The sequence below is a fragment of the Erwinia sp. GW821-FHT03D09 genome (genome assembly GCF_059420805.1).
Map to the genome: position 1 here is coordinate 76,984 of NZ_JBWKUK010000001.1, position 18,125 is coordinate 95,108.

Sequence of the window (18,125 nt, forward strand, 5' to 3'; positions counted from 1 at the left end):
CACTTTCTCTACTCTTCGATGTTGTGACAGTCTCACTGAGCAATGCTGTATCCCTTATTCCTAATTAAATCTTACAAGGATTGCTTCAATGTCCAATAAAGGCCAATTGCCGCTCGTGCTCTGGTATAACGAACTTGGCATGCACGATGTCGATCGGGTGGGAGGCAAAAATGCCTCTCTGGGTGAAATGATTACTAACCTGTCATCACTGGGTGTGTCCGTGCCGAATGGCTTTGCGACAACCTCTGATGCTTTCAACCAGTTCCTTGATCAAAGCGGCGTTAACCAGCGTATCTATGAACTGCTGGATAAGACCGATATTGATGATATTGAGCAGCTGGCGAAAGCGGGTAAGCAGATCCGTCAGTGGATTATTGATACACCTTTCCAGCCCGAGCTGGAACTGGCTATCCATCAGGCTTATGACCAGCTGTCCTCTGACGATGCTGAAGCCTCGTTTGCCGTGCGCTCTTCCGCAACCGCTGAAGACATGCCGGATGCGTCTTTTGCCGGGCAGCAGGAAACCTTCCTGAACGTGCAGGGTTACGACGCTGTGCTGGTGGCGGTGAAGCACGTCTTCGCCTCACTGTTTAACGACCGCGCGATCTCTTACCGCGTGCATCAGGGCTACGATCATCGCGGCGTGGCGCTCTCTGCTGGTGTTCAACGTATGGTGCGTTCTGATCTGGCGTCATCGGGCGTGATGTTCACCATCGACACCGAGTCGGGCTTCGATCAGGTGGTATTTATTACTGCTGCGCTGGGCCTGGGTGAAATGGTGGTGCAGGGTGCGGTTAACCCGGATGAGTTCTATGTGCATAAGCCAACGCTGGCGGCCGGACGCCCGGCGATCGTGCGCCGCAATATGGGATCGAAAAAGATCCGCATGGTTTACGCCGATTCGCAGGAGCACGGCAAGCAGGTGGCGATCGAAGACGTGCCGGAAGCCGAACGCGACCGCTTCAGTCTGACCGATCAAGAAGTTGAAGCGCTGGCGGTGCAGGCGGTGCTGATTGAGAAACATTACCAGCGTCCGATGGACATCGAATGGGCGAAAGACGGTCACACCGGCAAGCTGTTTATCGTGCAGGCGCGCCCGGAAACCGTGCGTTCTAATGGCCAGGTGATGGAGCGCTACAACCTGCAGGGCAAAGGCAAAATTCTGGTTGAGGGCCGTGCAATCGGCCACCGTATCGGCGCCGGTGAAGTGAAGGTGATTCACGATATCAGCGAGATGGGCCGCATTGAGAAAGGCGACGTGTTGGTCACCGATATGACCGACCCGGACTGGGAACCGATCATGAAGAAAGCGTCGGCCATTGTCACCAATCGCGGCGGCCGTACCTGCCATGCGGCAATTATTGCCCGTGAGCTGGGTATTCCTGCTGTGGTGGGCTGCGGGGACGCGACCGACCATCTGAAAGATGGCCAGAAAGTAACCGTGTCCTGCGCGGAAGGCGATACCGGCTACGTATACAACGAGCTGCTCGATTTTGAGGTGAAAAGCTCGCAGGTTGATGAAATGCCGTCGCTGCCGCTGAAGGTGATGATGAACATCGGTAACCCGGATCGTGCGTTCGACTTCGCCTGCCTGCCAAACGAAGGTGTGGGCCTGGCGCGTCTGGAATTCATTATCAACCGCATGATTGGCGTTCACCCGCGTGCCCTGCTGGAGTTCGATCAGCAGACGCCGGAACTGCAGCAGCAGATCCGCGGGATGATGAAAGGGTTTGACGATCCGGTGGAGTTCTACATCGCTCGCCTGACCGAAGGGATCGCCACGCTGGGCGCGGCGTTCTCACCTAAACGCGTTATCGTGCGTCTGTCCGACTTTAAGACCAACGAGTATGCCAACCTGGTTGGCGGTGAGCGCTACGAACCTGAGGAAGAGAATCCGATGCTGGGCTTCCGCGGAGCCGGTCGCTATGTTGCCGATAACTTCCGTGACTGCTTCGCGTTAGAGTGCGCAGCCGTGAAGCGCGTGCGTAACGAGATGGGTCTGACCAACGTGGAGATCATGGTGCCGTTCGTGCGTACTGTTGCTCAGGCGAAGGCGGTGGTTGAAGAGCTGGAGCGCCAGGGGCTCAAGCGTGGCGAGAACGGACTGAAGATCATCATGATGTGTGAGATCCCGTCCAACGCATTGCTGGCTGAGCAGTTCCTGGAATACTTCGATGGCTTCTCCATTGGTTCCAACGACATGACCCAGCTGGCGCTCGGCCTTGACCGTGATTCTGGCGTGGTGTCTGAGCTGTTCGACGAACGCAATGACGCAGTGAAGGCACTGTTGTCGATGGCGATCCGCGCGGCGAAGAAGAAAGGCAAATACGTCGGTATCTGCGGCCAGGGTCCGTCGGACCATGAGGATTTTGCTGCCTGGCTGATGGAGGAGGGGATCGACAGTCTTTCCCTGAACCCGGATACCGTGGTGCAGACCTGGCTGTCGCTGGCTGAAATTAAGAAGTAAGGTCTTGAAGAGAGGGAGTGCGCTGCTCCCTTTTTTGGAAACACCGTGGCGTGTTTTCAGCCTTCGGTAATTGTCTGAGACGCTTATAAAAACCGCTGTCGTTTTCGATGGCGGTTTTTTTGTTTACTGGCCAGAGTTGCGCCATCAGGGCGATCCTCGCGCCGTGCCTTGCCCTGACAAAACCGTAGCCAAAAAAAAGCCCATCACAGAGGATGGGCAAAGACTACACACAGCAATTTTGTACTTCACTCAGGGGAAAGGGTGTTTAGAAATCAGTAGGTTGATTTCAAACATGGATTTAATACTAAGCAACGCGCATTCTGGCGTCATTAAGAATCATCTCATTAGTTTAAAATCAATAATGCATCCACGGACAGATGACCAATTATTGTCATTTAACCAGAAAAAAAGGTTAATAAAAGTACTGATTTGGCCTGTTTTTATGCCGTTTTGAGTTAATATAGTCAATATTTGCTAATAAAATGAAGGTGGGGCAGTGAGGATGGTTTTTTGTTGCTCATGATTGCGACCAGCGATACTGGCCGCGTTTATCATTCTGAAAGCTGAGATTTGCAATCAGAGTTGCCGTGGATTATCGTTTTCAAACTCCACCAGCTCTTCAACTACCCGCGTCGGATCGTCGCTGGGAGCCGGAACCTCGTGGACCCAGACACATACCAGGCGATAAGAGACGGCAAGGACCACCGGGCCAATAAACAGGCCAATCATACCGAACGCTACCAGACCGCCGATTACCCCGGAAAGGATCAGGATCAGCGGCAGATCGGCTCCCATGCGAATCAGCATCGGTCGTAGCACGTTATCCAGTGTGCCGACCACGCAGCTCCACACCAGCAGCACGGTGCCCCAGGTGGTATCACCGCTCCAGTACAGCCAGATAATCGCCGGCACCAGCACGGTTAGTGGCCCCAGCTGCACCAGGCAGGAGAAAATCATCAGCACCGTCAGCAGGGGGGCGTAGGGAATGCCGGACACGGCCAGACCAATGCCGCCGAGCACGCCCTGGACCAGTGCGGTAACCACCACGCCCAGCGCCACGGCGCGAATGGCCTGACCGGCCAGCAGCACGGCAGCATCGCCTCGGCGGGCGGCAAGGCGGAAGGCAAAGTGGCGAATACCACGCCCAACCTGTTCGCCGCGCCAGAACAACAACATGCTGAACAGCAGCATCAGGCCCAGATGCAGCATAAAACGGCCAAAGTATCCGGCCTGCGCGAAGAAGAATCCGGTGGTTCGGCCAATGTAGGGCTGAATTTTTGCGATCAGTGCGGTTCCACCCCCGGCGACCAGCGTGTGATAACCGGAATAAAGATTATCGCCGATCATGGGGATATCATTCAGCCACGCCAGCTGCGGCATTTGCAAATGACCGGAACTGACCATCGCGATAACCGGCGCACCGTTGTCCAGCAGGCTGTTAACCAGTAGCGAAATCGGAATAATAAACACCAGCAGCAGCAGCAGGGTCATGGCGATAACCGCCAGCGAACGTCGCCCCCACAGCCAGCCCTGAATTTTGATCATCAGTGGCCAGGTGGCGATCACCACCATACTCGCCCAGGCAAAGCCCAGAATAAAAGGCTGAATCACCCAGAAGCAGGCGATGATCGCAATGCTGATAAACAGCAGCGCGAACACGATCTGCGGCAAGTCCCAACCTTTATAAACATTCTTCATGTGTGAACCGTTACCTCGAGTCAATAAATATCCTGTCCGCCTCGTACGGCGGGCCGCACGAATTATTTGTCATCCTGGCATCAATCATTTTATTTCTGAAAATCCGCACCAGCGCGACAGTTACGCTAAGGCAGCTGGTTTAATCATGATGTATGAAACGATTTTGTGACACAGACAACAGGTTATTCTTTTGTTTCGTTTTTTGAAATAACGGCAGGCCATAAAAAAATGTGATAAAACGGATAGCTGCGTCATTTACGTCACGCAGAATGATCCATACAACATTTTGGTCACCCGATAATGATCCCACAGATTTCCCAGGCACCGGGCCTTGTTCAACTGGCACTGACGTTTTTGGATACACTGAAGCAGGAAGGTTTTACCGGTGATACGGCTACCAGTTATGCCGATCGCCTGATAATGTCAACCGATAACAGTATTTACCAGCTGCTACCCGATGCAGTCGTCTTTCCCCGCTCTACCGCTGATGTTGCGTTGATCGCCCGTCTTGCCGGTGAAGAACGCTTTGAGTCGCTGGTTTTTGCACCGCGCGGCGGCGGTACCGGCACCAACGGTCAGTCTCTGAACCGTGGGATTGTGGTAGATATGTCGCGCCATATGAAGCGCATTCTGGAAATTAATACTGAAGAAGGTTGGGTAAAAGTTGAAGCGGGCGTGATTAAAGATCAGCTCAACGTCTACCTTAAACCCTACGGCTATTTTTTCTCTCCTGAATTATCCACCAGTAACCGCGCCACGCTCGGCGGGATGATCAATACGGACGCCTCCGGCCAGGGATCGCTGGTTTATGGTAAAACCTCCGATCACGTGCTTGGCCTGCGAGCGGTGCTGCTGGGGGGAGATATTCTGGATACCCGCGCCATGCCTGTTGAACTGGCTGAACAGTTGGCGCAGCAGCACGGGGCAGAGGGGAATATCTATCGCGTGGTGCTGGATCGCTGCCGCCAGCAGCGTCAGCTGATCCTGGATAAGTTTCCCAAACTAAACCGATTTCTTACCGGCTACGATCTTCGCCATGTACTGAGCGACGACCTGCAGCAATTTGACCTGACTCGCCTGCTGTGCGGGGCCGAAGGCACACTGGCCTTTATTACCGAGGCGCGGCTGGATATCACACCGATCCCTAAAGTGCGGCGGCTGGTCAATATCAAATATGACTCGTTTGATTCCGCGCTGCGCAATGCGCCGTTTATGGTGGAAGCCAAAGCGCTGTCGGTCGAAACCGTTGACTCTAAAGTGCTTAACCTCGCGAAGGAAGATATTGTCTGGCACTCGGTCAGCGAACTGATTTCAGACGTGCCGGATAAAGAGATGCTCGGCCTGAATATGGTTGAGTTCGCCGGAAATGATAAAGCGCTGATTGACGACCAGGTTGACTCACTCTGTGAACGGCTGGACACGCTGATGACGGAAGGTCAGGGCGGCGTGATTGGTTATCAGCTCTGTAACGACGTCGGCGGCATTGAGCGTATCTACGGCATGCGTAAAAAAGCGGTAGGTCTGCTGGGTAATGCGAAAGGCCGGGCTAAGCCGCTGCCCTTCGTTGAGGATACAGCGGTGCCGCCGGAAAACCTGGCGGACTATATCGTTGAATTTCGTGAGCTGCTCGACAGCCACAATCTGAGCTATGGCATGTTCGGCCACGTTGACGCCGGGGTTCTGCACGTTCGTCCCGCGCTGGATATGTGCGATCCGCAACAGGAGATCCTGATGAAGAAGGTCTCCGATGAGGTGGTGGCGCTGACCGCTCGCTACGGCGGCCTGCTGTGGGGAGAGCACGGTAAGGGCTTCCGTGCGGAATACAGTCCGGCGTTCTTTGGCGAAGAGCTGTATAGCGAGCTGCGGCGCATCAAGGCAGCCTTCGACCCGGCTAACCGCCTTAATCCTGGAAAAATCTGCGCACCGCTCGGCGTTGACGATCCGATGTTGAAAGTTGACGCGGTTAAGCGTGGAACCTGGGATCGGCAAATCCCCATTTCGGTACGCAGCGACTGGCGTGGCGCGATGGAGTGTAATGGTAACGGGCTGTGCTTTAACTTTGATGTAAACAGCCCGATGTGCCCATCGATGAAAATTACCAGCAACCGTATGCATTCACCGAAAGGGCGCGCCACGCTGACGCGTGAATGGCTGCGTCTGCTGGCCGAGCAGGGCGTCGATCCCCTGGTGCTGGAGAAGCAGCTTCCGTCAAAAGGCATCAGCCTGCGCGGGATGATCCAGCGGACCCGCAACAGCTGGCATGCACGGCGCGGTGAATATGATTTTTCACATGAAGTGAAGGACGCGATGTCCGGCTGTCTGGCCTGTAAAGCCTGTTCCACTCAGTGCCCGATTAAAATCGACGTGCCGGGCTTCCGTTCGCGCTTCCTGCAGCTGTATCACACTCGCTATCTGCGCCCCGTCAGTGACTACCTGGTGGCTACGGTTGAAAGCTACGCGCCGCTGATGGCCATCGCGCCAAAAACCTTTAACTTCTTCCTGCGTCAGCGTTGGGTTGGCGCACTGAGTAAACGCCAGCTGGGTATGGTGGATCTGCCGCTGCTCTCCTCGCCGACGCTGAAACAGCAGTTGTCGAAGCACCGCAGCACGGCGACGACCCTGGAACAGCTTGAGCATATGAGCGCCGAACAGCGTACGCAGCATGTGCTGGTGGTGCAGGACCCGTTCACCAGCTATTATGAAGCGCAGCTGATTGGTGATTTCGTGCAGCTGATTGACCTACTTGGTTTTACGCCGGTGGTGCTGCCGTTCTCACCCAATGGTAAAGCGCAGCATGTGAAAGGCTTCCTGCAGCAGTTTGCCCGTACGGCGCAGAAAACCTCTGATTTCCTCAACCGCGTAGCTCAATTGGGCCTGCCGATGGTTGGGGTCGATCCGGCTCTGGTACTGTGCTACCGCGATGAATACCGCCAGGTGCTGGGGGATAAACGCGGTGATTTCAACGTACAGCTGGTGCATGAGTGGCTGCAAAACGCGCTGGTGGGCCGGGATATTCAACCGGCCAGTGGGGAAGCCTGGTATCTGTTCGGCCACTGTACCGAAGTGACCGCGCTGCCCGACTCCGTTAAGCAATGGGAAACCATCTTCTCGCGTTTCGGTGCAAAACTGGAAAGCATTAGCGTGGGCTGCTGCGGCATGGCGGGCACCTACGGTCATGAAACCAAAAACCTGGAAAACTCACTGGGTATCTTTGAACTATCCTGGCAGAAGGCGCTACAAAAGCTGCCCCGTCAGCGCTGTCTGGCTACCGGTTATTCCTGCCGCAGCCAGGTGAAACGCGTTGAAGGAAGCGGTATGCGCCATCCGCTGCAGGCTTTACTGGAGATTGTCTGATGGCTATCTGGAAACGTGAGGTAACGCTTGAACAGCTGAACCTGCACAGCAAAGGCACCATGGTAGAGCACCTCGGTATCCGTTTCACTGCACTGAATGACGACAGTGTTGAAGCGGTGATGCCCGTCGATAATCGTACCCGACAGCCGTTCGGGCTGCTGCACGGCGGCGCCTCAGTGACACTGGCCGAAACGCTGGGGTCGATGGCGGGGTATCTCTGCACTCAGGGAGAGCAGCAGGTGGTGGGTCTGGAGATTAATGCCAATCACGTGCGGTCGGCGCGGGAAGGGGAGGTGCGCGGCGTCTGTCGCGCCACCCATATAGGGCGAACGCATCAGGTATGGCAGATCGAAATTTACGGGCCTGACAGTCGATTATGCTGTAGCTCGCGCTTAACAACGGCAGTGATAACCTAATAACCTCAAATTATCCGGGGTTTTTAGCTGCTCTGCCACGCGGTATACTGGCAACGGGACTACATAATCCACGAAGCGTGTTTTACAAAATCGCTTTGCAGTACCGTTGCTTTATCCCATTCACCGTTGAGTGTCAGCTGATGACACAGGCGACTGAGGGAATGGCGCGCCAGCTGCCAGGCCTGTATGCGGAACAGTCGTTCGCGGGATGTATTGCTCAGCTCAACAACCAGTCGTTGATGGAGTTTGTCCATTGCGTGCAGATAGCTCTGATCATCACCGTTCAACTGGCAAAGCTCAGCCATATCGAGACAGGTATCATTGAACTTGCGTAATTGCTCAATGGTGCATTCCGGGCGGTTCAGCTTTGCCTGTGCCATATAGAAATCGACGGTGATATCACGTACGGAAAACTTATATTCATCAATCTTGTGTTGCAGCCACGCACTCATCGACAGATTCATTGCTGGTCCCAGTCGCGCTAATGATAATCATTATCATATTATAACTGCGTTAATATTCAATCACCCGGCGGGATTTTTTATCGGTAAATGTCGCCTTTCAAAAAAATTGGTATTAACGATAAGCACGATAGGGAATTTAGATGAATGATTATTATTAAGAAGTGGTTTGATATTACAACTTAGAAACATTTTGTTTTCAACAATTTATCTTTTGCGGTTTTGACCTGAAGAGCACGTCACAATATGTTTCGCAGGGGCTAAACTTACTCAATAAGATTAGAAAAACACCCCAAGGGTAATATCCCTGCAAAACAAGAGGTTGAAGTGATACAGGTTATCACTAACATAGAGGCACTAGCCCGAAGGGCTAACGTATCGCGAGGTAATTATATGCAATCAGCAAATCCAGCATCTTTTTCTCCAGATGACTTTATCTGGAAAGGATTGACGCTCACCGACAGCGCCGCCAAACAAATCAGCACCCTTGCCGCTGGCGATCCTGAAATCAAAGGTTTGAAGCTGGGCGTGAAGACATCAGGCTGCGCCGGTTTTGGTTACACCATGGATCTGGTGAAGGAGACGGCGAAGGATGATTTGGAGTTTAGCCATAACGGTGCATCGCTGTTCGTGCCCCTTCAGGCAATGCCCTACATTGACGGTACGGAAGTTGATTTCGTCCGTGAAGGTCTGAACCAGATTTTTAAATTTAATAACCCTAAAGCTCAACACGCCTGTGGCTGTGGTGAAAGCTTTGGCGTTGAGTAAACTCTATGTCTCGTAATACTGACGCATCTGATGATGTACAGGTTTGGGAAGGCGGCCATCAGAAATATAAAGAAGGCTTCTTTACCCAACTGGAAACCGAAGAATTTGCCCACGGCATCAACGAAGATGTGGTGCGCGCGATCTCGGCCAAGCGTAATGAACCTGAGTGGATGCTGGATTTCCGCCTGAAGGCGTTCGCGGCCTGGCTGGAAATGGAAGAGCCGCACTGGCTGAAAGCCAACTATAAAAAACTGGATTACCAGGATTACAGCTATTATTCTGCGCCGTCCTGCGGCAGCTGTGATGATGCCTGTGCCTCAGAGCCTGGTGCCACTCAGACCTCCGGCAGCGAAGCGCCAAACTACCTGACGCAGGAAGTGGAAGAGGCCTTTAAACAGCTGGGTGTTCCGGTGCGCGAAGGCCAGGAAGTGGCGGTTGATGCCATCTTTGACTCCGTGTCTGTTTCCACCACCTACCGCGACAAGCTGGCGAAAGAAGGCATTATCTTCTGTTCATTCGGCGAAGCGATTCACGATCACCCGGAGCTGGTGAAACAGTATCTTGGTACCGTGGTGCCGGCCAACGACAACTTCTTTGCCGCGCTGAATTCCGCCGTTGCCTCTGATGGAACCTTCGTGTACATCCCGAAAGGCGTTCGCTGCCCGATGGAGCTTTCGACCTATTTCCGCATCAACGCAGCGAAAACCGGGCAGTTCGAGCGCACGATCCTGATCGCCGATGAAGGCAGCTACGTGAGCTACATCGAAGGCTGCTCTGCACCGGTGCGCGACACCTATCAGCTGCATGCGGCAGTGGTCGAAGTGATCATCCACAAAGACGCAGAAGTGAAGTATTCCACCGTGCAGAACTGGTTCTCCGGCGGCGACAGCGAAGGCGGTATTCTGAACTTCGTGACCAAGCGTGCGCTGTGCGAAGGTGAAAATAGCAAAATGTCCTGGACCCAGTCTGAAACCGGTTCAGCCATTACCTGGAAGTACCCGAGCGTGATCCTGCGCGGCGACAACTCGATCGGTGAGTTTTTCTCCGTTGCGTTGACCAGCGGACGTCAGCAGGCCGATACCGGCACCAAGATGATCCATATCGGTAAAAATACCAAATCGACGATTATTTCGAAGGGTATCTCTGCCGGTAAGAGCGAAAACACCTATCGCGGGCTGGTGAAGATTATGCCTACGGCGACCAATGCGCGTAACTTCACTCAGTGCGACTCGATGCTGATTGGTGCCGACTGCGGCGCGCATACCTTCCCGTATGTGGAAGTGCGCAATAACACTGCCCAGCTGGAGCATGAAGCGACAACGTCACGTATTGGTGAAGATCAGCTGTTCTACTGTCTGCAGCGCGGAATTAGCGAAGACGATGCGATTTCAATGATCGTTAACGGCTTCTGCAAAGACGTCTTCTCTGAGCTACCGCTGGAGTTTGCGGTAGAAGCGCAAAAACTGCTGGCAATCAGCCTGGAACACAGCGTGGGCTAAGCCCGCGCCAAGAACTTTACCCAAGGGTATTTACAGTGCCGGAAAGCACTGCAAAGGAAACCATATGTTAAGCATTAAAGATTTACAGGTCAGCGTTGAAGATAAAGCTATCCTGCGTGGGTTGAATCTTGAGATCAAACCCGGTGAAGTTCACGCCATTATGGGACCGAATGGCTCAGGGAAAAGTACGCTTTCTGCAACGCTGGCAGGGCGCGAAGATTACGAAGTGACCGGTGGCTCCGTCGAGTTTAAAGGTAAAGACCTGCTGGAACTGGACCCGGAAGAACGTGCCGGCGAAGGCATCTTTATGGCCTTCCAGTACCCGGTTGAGATCCCGGGCGTGAGCAACCAGTTCTTCCTGCAAACTTCCGTGAATGCGGTGCGTAAATACCGCGAACAGGAAGAGCTGGACCGCTTTGATTTCCAGGACTTTATCGAAGATAAAATCCATCTGCTTAAGATGCCTGAAGATCTGCTGACTCGTTCAGTTAACGTTGGTTTCTCCGGCGGTGAGAAAAAACGCAATGACATTCTGCAGATGGCTGCGCTGGAGCCGGATCTGTGTATCCTTGATGAAACTGACTCCGGTCTGGACATCGATGCATTGAAAATTGTGGCTAACGGCGTGAATACCCTGCGCGACGGCAAACGTTCTTTCATCATCGTGACTCACTATCAGCGTATCCTTGACTACATCAAGCCTGATTTCGTTCACGTGCTCTATCAGGGCAAAATCGTTAAATCAGGGGATTTCTCGCTGGTGAAACAGCTGGAGGAGCAAGGCTATGGCTGGCTTACCGACGAAGAGTGATAACGCGCTGCAACAGTGGCATCACCTGTTTGAAACCCGCGCTGGCCATCGTTCAATGCAGGCCCAGCAGCACTGGCAGCAGCTGCTGCGCGAAGGTCTACCTACGCGCAAGCAGGAAAACTGGAAGTACACGCCGCTGGATGCGCTGTTCGATCATCAGTTCGTTCTGCCGCAGCAGGCTGAACTGACTGCAGAAAACATTGATACACTGGCGCTGGCTATTGATGCCGTGCGTCTGGTCTTTGTTGATGGCCGCTTCTCTGCCGCGTTGAGCGATGCCGAACACGACCTGTTCAGCATCCAGGTGACCGGTTCCGGTGAACGCCGCGAGCTTAACGCACCGATACAGCCAGAAGTGTTCCTGCATCTGACCGAAAGCCTGGCCGAAGAGTCTACGCTGATCCATCTGGCTCGGGGTAAGGCTGCGGAGCGTCCGTTGTACCTGCTGCACATCAGCAGCGGCAGCGCGGCAGGTGAGATGAACACTTCGCACTATCGCCATCATCTGCAGCTGGAGGAAGCGGCAGAAGCGACGATCATTGAGCACTACGTCAGCCTGAATAACGCCACGCACTTTACCGGTGCGCGTTTCACTGCCGAAGTGGGTAACGGTGCGGCACTGACCCACTACAACTTTGCCTTTGAAGATCAGAGCAGCTACCACTTCTCGCATAACGATCTGGTACTGGGTCGCGATGTCCGCGTTCAGAGCCACAGCTTCCTGCTGGGTGCGGGTCTGACCCGTCACAACACCAGCGGCCAGCTAAACGGCGAGGGCAGCGATCTGGTGATCAACACGCTGATGCTGCCGATCGATAAAGACGTGTGCGACAGTCGTACCTATCTGGAACACAACAAGGGCTACTGCCAGAGCCGCCAGCTGCATAAAACCATCGTGCGCGACCGCGCTCGTGCGGTCTTTAACGGCATGATCAAAGTGGCGAAGCACGCCCTGAAGACCGACGGTCAGATGTCCAACAATAACCTGCTGCTGGGCCGCCTCGCCGAAGTGGATACCAAGCCGCAGCTGGAAATCTATGCCGACGACGTTAAGTGCGGCCATGGTGCGACCATTGGCCGTATCGACGAAGAGCAGATGTTCTATTTGCGCGCGCGTGGTATTTCGCAGGACGCCGCTCAGCGCATGATTATCTATGCGTTTGCTGCCGAGCTGACCGAGGCGATTAGTGATGACACGCTGAGAGAAGCCGTGATGCAGCGTATCGCGCAACGCTTTCCCGGAGGTCTGCAATGAGTTTTGAACTGGCTCGGGTACGGGCGGATTTCCCGTTGCTGACGCGTGAGGTTAACGGGCAACCGCTGGCCTACCTCGACAGCGCTGCCAGCGCACAAAAGCCGCAGGTGGTGATTGATGCAGAGAGCCAGTTCTATGAGCACGCTTACGCTGCCGTTCACCGTGGCATCCACACGCTGAGCGCGGAAGCCACCACTCAGATGGAAGACGTACGCGTTCAGGCTGCACGTTTCCTTAATGCGGCATCGACGGAAGAGATTGTGTTTGTCAAAGGCACCACCGAGGCGATTAATCTCGTGGCCAACAGCTGGGGAGGCAGTCAGCTGCAGCCCGGCGACAACATCATCATTACCGAGATGGAACACCATGCCAATATCGTTCCGTGGCAGATGGTGGCCCGGCGTACCGGTGCGGAAGTGCGTTTTATCCCGTTAAACGCGGATGGCGAACTGGATCTGGCCAAACTTCCCGAGCTGATTGACTCGCGTTCTCGCTTGCTGGCAGTGACCCAGGTTTCCAACGTGCTGGGCACCGTTAACCCGGTGAAAGCGCTGGTGGCGCAGGCGAAAGCGGCGGGGCTGGTGACGCTGATCGACGGCGCGCAGGCGATTATGCACGGCCAGGTTGACGTGCAGGATATCGACTGTGATTTTTATGTCTTCTCCGGGCATAAAATCTACGGGCCTACCGGCATTGGTATTCTGTATGGCCGTAAGGCACTACTGGACGCGATGCCGCCGTGGGAAGGGGGGGGCTCAATGATTGCCACCGTCAGCCTGACGCAAGGCACCACCTATGCCGCCGTACCGGGCCGGTTTGAGGCGGGTACACCGAACACCGGCGCGATTATTGGCCTGGGTGCCGCACTCAAGTACGTGACCGAACTGGGTCTGGAGGCAATCCATCAGCGCGAGCAGCAGCTGATGCACTACGCGATGGATAAACTGGCTTCGGTACCGGATCTGGTTATCTACGGACCTCGTGAACGCAGCGGCGTGATTGCCTTTAATCTGGGCAAGCATCACGCCTATGATGTGGGCAGCTTCCTCGATCAGTACGGTATTGCGATTCGTACCGGACACCACTGTGCGATGCCGCTAATGCAGCACTACGGCATTCCGGCGATGTGTCGCGCCTCGTTTGTTCTGTATAATAGCGAAGAAGAAGTCGATCGCCTGGCGGCGGGATTAATTCGTATTCACCGTCTGCTGGGGGGCTGATCGCTCTCTGAGCAGGAGCGATTTCAGCCTTAAAAGGGCGAGGCATGCCTCGCCCTTTCTACATGGTTACCCGTTAGAGTAATGTCGTTCAGAAGCCGATTTAAGTGAGGAAGCAATGGCAACTCTGCCAGATAAAGAAAAACTGGTGCGCAACTTCAACCGTTGCGCAAATCAGGAAGAGAAGTATCTGTATATTATTGAACTGGGCTCGCGTCTTGAGGCCGCATCCGAAAATCTCCACCAGCAGGAAAATATCGTTCCGGGCTGCCAGAGCCAGGTTTGGGTAATTGTCGATCTTGATGAAAACGGCCAGGTCCGCCTGCAGGGTGACAGCGATGCGGCTCTGGTTAAGGGACTGATTGCTATTGTCTTTGCTGTTTATCAGAAGATGTCGCCGCAGGAAATTATCGATTTCGATGTTCGCCCTGTGTTTGCCGAACTGTCCCTGACCCAGCAGCTTACACCATCCCGCTCCCAGGGGCTGGAAGCCATGATTCGTGCGATACGTCAGAAAGCGCTGATTCTCACCGGCGCGTGAGTTGCTAAACTACTCGGTCTGCACCCCGCTGGTATACAGTGGGGTTGTTCCCCCTCCATAACCGAGAAAAACGTATGAAACCTCTTTTCCGTTTTGCATTTATGGTCACGCTGTTGACCGGGGCGTACAGCGCCAGTGCTACCGAATATCCCCTCCCGCCCGGCGACAGCCGCCTGATTGGGGAAAACAGCACCTATATCGTGCCCAATGACGGAAGGCCGCTGGAAGCGATAGCGAAGGAGTATATGATTGGCCTGCTGGGTATGCTGGAAGCCAATCCGGGAACCGATCCCTGGCTGCCAAAAGCCGGTACGCAGTTAACGATTCCTACCCAGATGCTGCTTCCTGACACGAAACGCGAAGGTATCGTGATCAACGTGGCGGAACTGCGGCTCTACTACTACCCGAAAGATGAAAATAAAGTGATTGTCTACCCGATTGGTATCGGCCAGCTGGGCGCCAATACTCCGGCGATGGTCACCAGCATCAGTCAGAAAATCCCCAACCCGACGTGGACCCCAACCCCCAACATTCGCAAACGCTACGCCGCTAAAGGCGAGATCCTGCCGGTTACCGTGCCTGCCGGGCCGGACAATCCGATGGGACTGTATGCGATGCGACTGGCCTATGGCAAGGGACACTACCTGATCCACGGTACCAACGCCGATTTTGGTATCGGAATGCGCGTCAGCTCCGGCTGCATCCGCCTGCGCCCGGACGACATTGAGGCGCTGTTTAACAGTGTGCCGAAGGGAACGCGGGTTCAGGTGATTAACCAGCCGGTGAAGTATGCCGTTGAGCCGGACGGCAAGCGCTGGATCGAAGTTCACCAGCCGCTGTCGCACAACGAAAACGACGATCCGCAGACTATGCCGATTGCGCTGAGCCCGGCCGCGAAGAAATTTATTAACAGCGCCAGCAGTGATGATGCGGTGATCAAAGCGGCATTAACGCGACGTTCGGGTATGCCCGTTCTGGTCAGTGAAGGGGAAGTTGTGAAAGATGATTCAGCTGTGCCCGAGTTTCTTCACCAGAAGGGCGCAGAAGGCTCCAAATCACAACCGGCGGGGATAACTCAGGTCGGGGGAGGAAGTGCTCAGAATTGATTACAGTGAGTTTGGCGGCGGGTTCAACATCCGCCGTCGGCGAAGCTGAATTGCAGGCAAAAAAATGGCGCACAGTGTGCGCCATTTTCAGTACCAGAACTCTTACTTACGGTAAGAGTGAGCCTGGTTGTCCAGACGCTGGTTAGCACGAGCTGCGTCATCTTTAGCAGCCTGAACGTCAGAGCGAACTGCGTTCACGTCGTTGCTCAGCTGGTCAACTTTAGCGTTCAGAGTCTGAACGTCAGAAGACAGCTGGTCGATTTTAGCGTTGCTTGAGCAACCAGCCAGCAGAGTTGAACCCAGGATTACCGCGCCCAGTACCAGTTTAGTACGATTCATTATTTATACCCTCTAGATTAAGTTAATCTCCATGTAGCGTTACAAGTATTACACAAAGTATTTTCTAATGAGAATAATTTTTTGATGAGAACGTGCTTAAATTTGATCGTTCGCTCAAAGAAGCATCTTCTTTAGGTGTTAAGGCAAAAAATTAAGCGAAAACAGACGATTTTAATCGGACAGGTCTTAGATTTTCGTGCAGTTGAATAGTTAATTTCGATTGGAAATTCTGTGAAATCAGGTTAAGCAAATTGAAAAAAAAGCACCCCTAAGGGTGCCTTATTAGTTCGATAGTGTAATCTTAAATTACAGAACGTGGACCGAAGAGGTATTGGTTGTACCACTTGGCACCAGCGCACCGGAAACCATCACCACAACATCGCCTTTTTGCGCATAGCCGCTGGCCAGCGCCGCTTCTTTACCCAGACGGTAGAAATCGTCGGTAGAGGCAATTTCCTGCACCATACTGGTAATGACACCTTTAGTCAGCAACAGCTGGCGGCTGGTCAGTTCATTGGTGGTCAGCGCCAGAATGGTGGCGTGCGGGAAGTATTTACGGATGGACTTCGCAGATTTACCGCCTTCGGTAGCCACGACGATAACCGGTGCTTCCAGATTTTCGGCCGTTTCAACCGCACCGCGGCAAACCGCTTCGGTGATGCGCATTTTACGGTCGTCGTTGCGCGGATCGATACGGCTCTTCATCACGCGATCGGTACGTTCGCAGACGGTGGCCATAATCGTCACGGATTCCAGTGGATATTTACCCTTGGCACTCTCACCGGACAGCATTACTGCATCAGTCCCGTCGAGGATGGCGTTAGCCACGTCGCCGGCTTCAGCGCGGGTAGGGCGCGGGTTCTTGATCATTGAATCCAGCATCTGGGTGGCGGTGATCACCACTTTGCGTGCGCGATTACATTTCTTGATCATCATCTTCTGCGCGAAGATCACTTCTTCTACCGGGATCTCAACGCCCAGATCGCCACGAGCAACCATGATGCCGTCAGACGCATCCAGGATCTCGTCAAAGTTGTTCAGGCCTTCCTGGTTCTCGATTTTCGAGATGATCTGAATATTTTCGCCGCCGTGCGCTTTCAGGTACTCACGAATTTCCAGTACGTCTGAACGCTTACGAATAAAGGACGCGGCGATAAAGTCCACGCCCTGCTCGCAGCCGAAGATCAGATCAAGCTTATCTTTTTCCGCCAGCGCAGGCAGTTGGATAGAGACACCCGGCAGGTTAACGCCTTTGTTCTCACCCAGATCGCCGTTGTTACGCACTTTGCAGACCACGGTGGTTTCGGTGACTTCGGTCACTTCCATACCGATAAGGCCATCATCAACCAGGATGGTGTTGCCCACTTTCAGGTCTGCCGCAAAGCCGGTGTAGGTGACCGCTACGCGCTCGTTGTTGCCGATAACGCTCTGATCGGTAGTAAAGGTGAAGGTCTGGCCAGCAGTCAGCGAAACATCGCTACCGCCTTCCAGTTTCATGGTGCGAATCTCAGGGCCTTTGGTATCCAGCAGGATTGCCGCCTGATGGCCGGTATTTTTCACCACGTTACGCAGGTTAGTGATGCGCGTGCCGTGTTCTTCGTAGTTACCGTGGGAGAAGTTCAGACGCATAACGTTCATCCCTGCTTTAAGCAGGTTGGTCAACATCTCTTCAGATTCGGTTTTTGGACCGATGGTGCAAACAATTTTAGTCTTTTTCATGACGGATTATCTGTAAGTTGTGATGGATGATAAGAATGGATTCCGACGACGTAGCCACCGGAGGAAGAATTCGGTGCCTGAGGCAGACTGCGATTACGATACTGGATAAGGATAAGTGACAGATTAAAGGTATGCAGAGGAAGTTGAGACGAGGTTTCGGCGTGAGCGCAAAATGTTGTTGCGCAACAGATACGGCTTTTGAATTGTGTATTTACCATGCGCTGAAACCATTCAAGTGAAACAACGCCTGCATTATAAAGGCTAAGTCTTAGAAAACCAATTAAAAAGCGTTAAGACGTTTTAGTAAGTGCATCAGTGCGGTGTGTTGCGCAACAAGATAAAGTGACAAGGCGGAGTCTGAAAAAAGGAGATAATGAAGAGTGGTGCGTTCTAGAGGACTCGAACCTCCGACCCCCACCATGTCAAGGTGGTGCTCTAACCAACTGAGCTAAGAACGCTTTCTGGACAATCTCT

General features: G+C 53.7%; 14 protein-coding genes, 1 tRNA gene and 1 other RNA gene. 10 read left to right on the plus strand and 6 right to left on the minus strand.

Annotation, left to right across the window (positions count from 1 at the left end; translation table 11 throughout):
- Positions 1 to 88 precede the first annotated feature (88 nt).
- Entirely contained in the window at positions 89 to 2,467 is a 2,379-nt protein-coding gene (ppsA, locus tag AC07U6_RS00420) for a phosphoenolpyruvate synthase (protein WP_494762586.1), read from the plus strand.
- A gap of 188 nt (positions 2,468 to 2,655) precedes the next feature.
- Here ppsA and rprA read toward each other — a convergent pair.
- An RNA gene (gene rprA, locus AC07U6_RS00425) (antisense sRNA RprA) lies at positions 2,656 to 2,761 on the minus strand.
- Between the two features lie 282 nt (positions 2,762 to 3,043).
- On the minus strand, positions 3,044 to 4,165 hold the full coding sequence (gene ydiK, locus AC07U6_RS00430) for an AI-2E family transporter YdiK (protein WP_494762587.1): 1,122 nt from the start codon (positions 4,163 to 4,165) through the stop codon (positions 3,044 to 3,046).
- Between the two features lie 300 nt (positions 4,166 to 4,465).
- On the opposite strand from ydiK, the gene ydiJ reads away from it, so the two are divergent.
- Together ydiJ and menI are read left to right on the plus strand one after the other, a co-directional pair.
- The gene (gene ydiJ / locus AC07U6_RS00435; RefSeq protein WP_494762588.1) at positions 4,466 to 7,519 is read left to right on the plus strand and encodes a D-2-hydroxyglutarate dehydrogenase YdiJ; all 3,054 of its coding nucleotides are present in this window, start codon (positions 4,466 to 4,468) and stop codon (positions 7,517 to 7,519) included.
- Positions 7,519 to 7,935 carry a 1,4-dihydroxy-2-naphthoyl-CoA hydrolase gene (menI, locus tag AC07U6_RS00440; RefSeq protein WP_494762589.1) on the plus strand — a complete coding sequence of 139 codons (417 nt, stop codon included), beginning with the start codon at positions 7,519 to 7,521 and terminating at the stop codon, positions 7,933 to 7,935. The genes ydiJ and menI overlap by 1 nt, the downstream gene beginning before the upstream one ends.
- Before the next feature lie 59 nt (positions 7,936 to 7,994).
- On the opposite strand, the gene AC07U6_RS00445 is transcribed toward menI, so the two are convergent.
- Positions 7,995 to 8,399, minus strand: a complete 405-nt coding sequence (locus tag AC07U6_RS00445; RefSeq protein WP_494762590.1) for a hypothetical protein — start codon at positions 8,397 to 8,399, stop codon at positions 7,995 to 7,997.
- Between the two features lie 390 nt (positions 8,400 to 8,789).
- Between AC07U6_RS00445 and sufA the strand changes: the two genes are divergently transcribed.
- The 7 genes from sufA to AC07U6_RS00480 all read left to right on the plus strand — a co-directional run bounded on the left by sufA (position 8,790) and on the right by AC07U6_RS00480 (position 15,593).
- Positions 8,790 to 9,164, plus strand: a complete 375-nt coding sequence (gene sufA, locus AC07U6_RS00450; RefSeq protein ID WP_494764482.1) for a Fe-S cluster assembly scaffold SufA — start codon at positions 8,790 to 8,792, stop codon at positions 9,162 to 9,164.
- Positions 9,165 to 9,169: 5 nt separating this feature from the next.
- The gene (gene sufB / locus AC07U6_RS00455) at positions 9,170 to 10,663 is read left to right on the plus strand and encodes a Fe-S cluster assembly protein SufB (protein ID WP_205064745.1); all 1,494 of its coding nucleotides are present in this window, start codon (positions 9,170 to 9,172) and stop codon (positions 10,661 to 10,663) included.
- Positions 10,664 to 10,727: 64 nt separating this feature from the next.
- Positions 10,728 to 11,474: a Fe-S cluster assembly ATPase SufC gene (gene sufC, locus AC07U6_RS00460; RefSeq protein ID WP_105594974.1), complete on the plus strand. Its 747-nt coding sequence runs from the start codon at positions 10,728 to 10,730 to the stop codon at positions 11,472 to 11,474.
- The gene (sufD, locus tag AC07U6_RS00465; RefSeq protein WP_494762591.1) at positions 11,449 to 12,729 is read left to right on the plus strand and encodes a Fe-S cluster assembly protein SufD; all 1,281 of its coding nucleotides are present in this window, start codon (positions 11,449 to 11,451) and stop codon (positions 12,727 to 12,729) included. Before sufC ends, sufD begins: the two co-directional genes overlap by 26 nt.
- Entirely contained in the window at positions 12,726 to 13,949 is a 1,224-nt protein-coding gene (gene sufS, locus AC07U6_RS00470; RefSeq protein WP_494762592.1) for a cysteine desulfurase SufS, read from the plus strand. The genes sufD and sufS overlap by 4 nt, the downstream gene beginning before the upstream one ends.
- A gap of 115 nt (positions 13,950 to 14,064) precedes the next feature.
- Positions 14,065 to 14,487 (plus strand): cysteine desulfuration protein SufE, encoded by a 423-nt coding sequence (gene sufE, locus AC07U6_RS00475; protein ID WP_200544636.1) that lies wholly within the window; start codon positions 14,065 to 14,067, stop codon positions 14,485 to 14,487.
- Between the two features lie 74 nt (positions 14,488 to 14,561).
- Positions 14,562 to 15,593 (plus strand): L,D-transpeptidase family protein, encoded by a 1,032-nt coding sequence (locus tag AC07U6_RS00480; RefSeq protein WP_494762593.1) that lies wholly within the window; start codon positions 14,562 to 14,564, stop codon positions 15,591 to 15,593.
- A gap of 102 nt (positions 15,594 to 15,695) precedes the next feature.
- Here AC07U6_RS00480 and AC07U6_RS00485 read toward each other — a convergent pair whose 3' ends face one another.
- From AC07U6_RS00485 to AC07U6_RS00495, 3 genes are all read right to left on the minus strand, one after another.
- Positions 15,696 to 15,932, minus strand: coding sequence for a major outer membrane lipoprotein (locus AC07U6_RS00485; RefSeq protein WP_006118977.1), 237 nt, complete (start codon positions 15,930 to 15,932; stop codon positions 15,696 to 15,698).
- A gap of 306 nt (positions 15,933 to 16,238) precedes the next feature.
- The gene (gene pykF / locus AC07U6_RS00490; RefSeq protein ID WP_494762594.1) at positions 16,239 to 17,651 is read right to left on the minus strand and encodes a pyruvate kinase PykF; all 1,413 of its coding nucleotides are present in this window, start codon (positions 17,649 to 17,651) and stop codon (positions 16,239 to 16,241) included.
- 381 nt (positions 17,652 to 18,032) lie between these two features.
- Positions 18,033 to 18,109 (minus strand) — tRNA-Val (locus tag AC07U6_RS00495).
- Between the last annotated feature and the right edge of the window lie 16 nt (positions 18,110 to 18,125).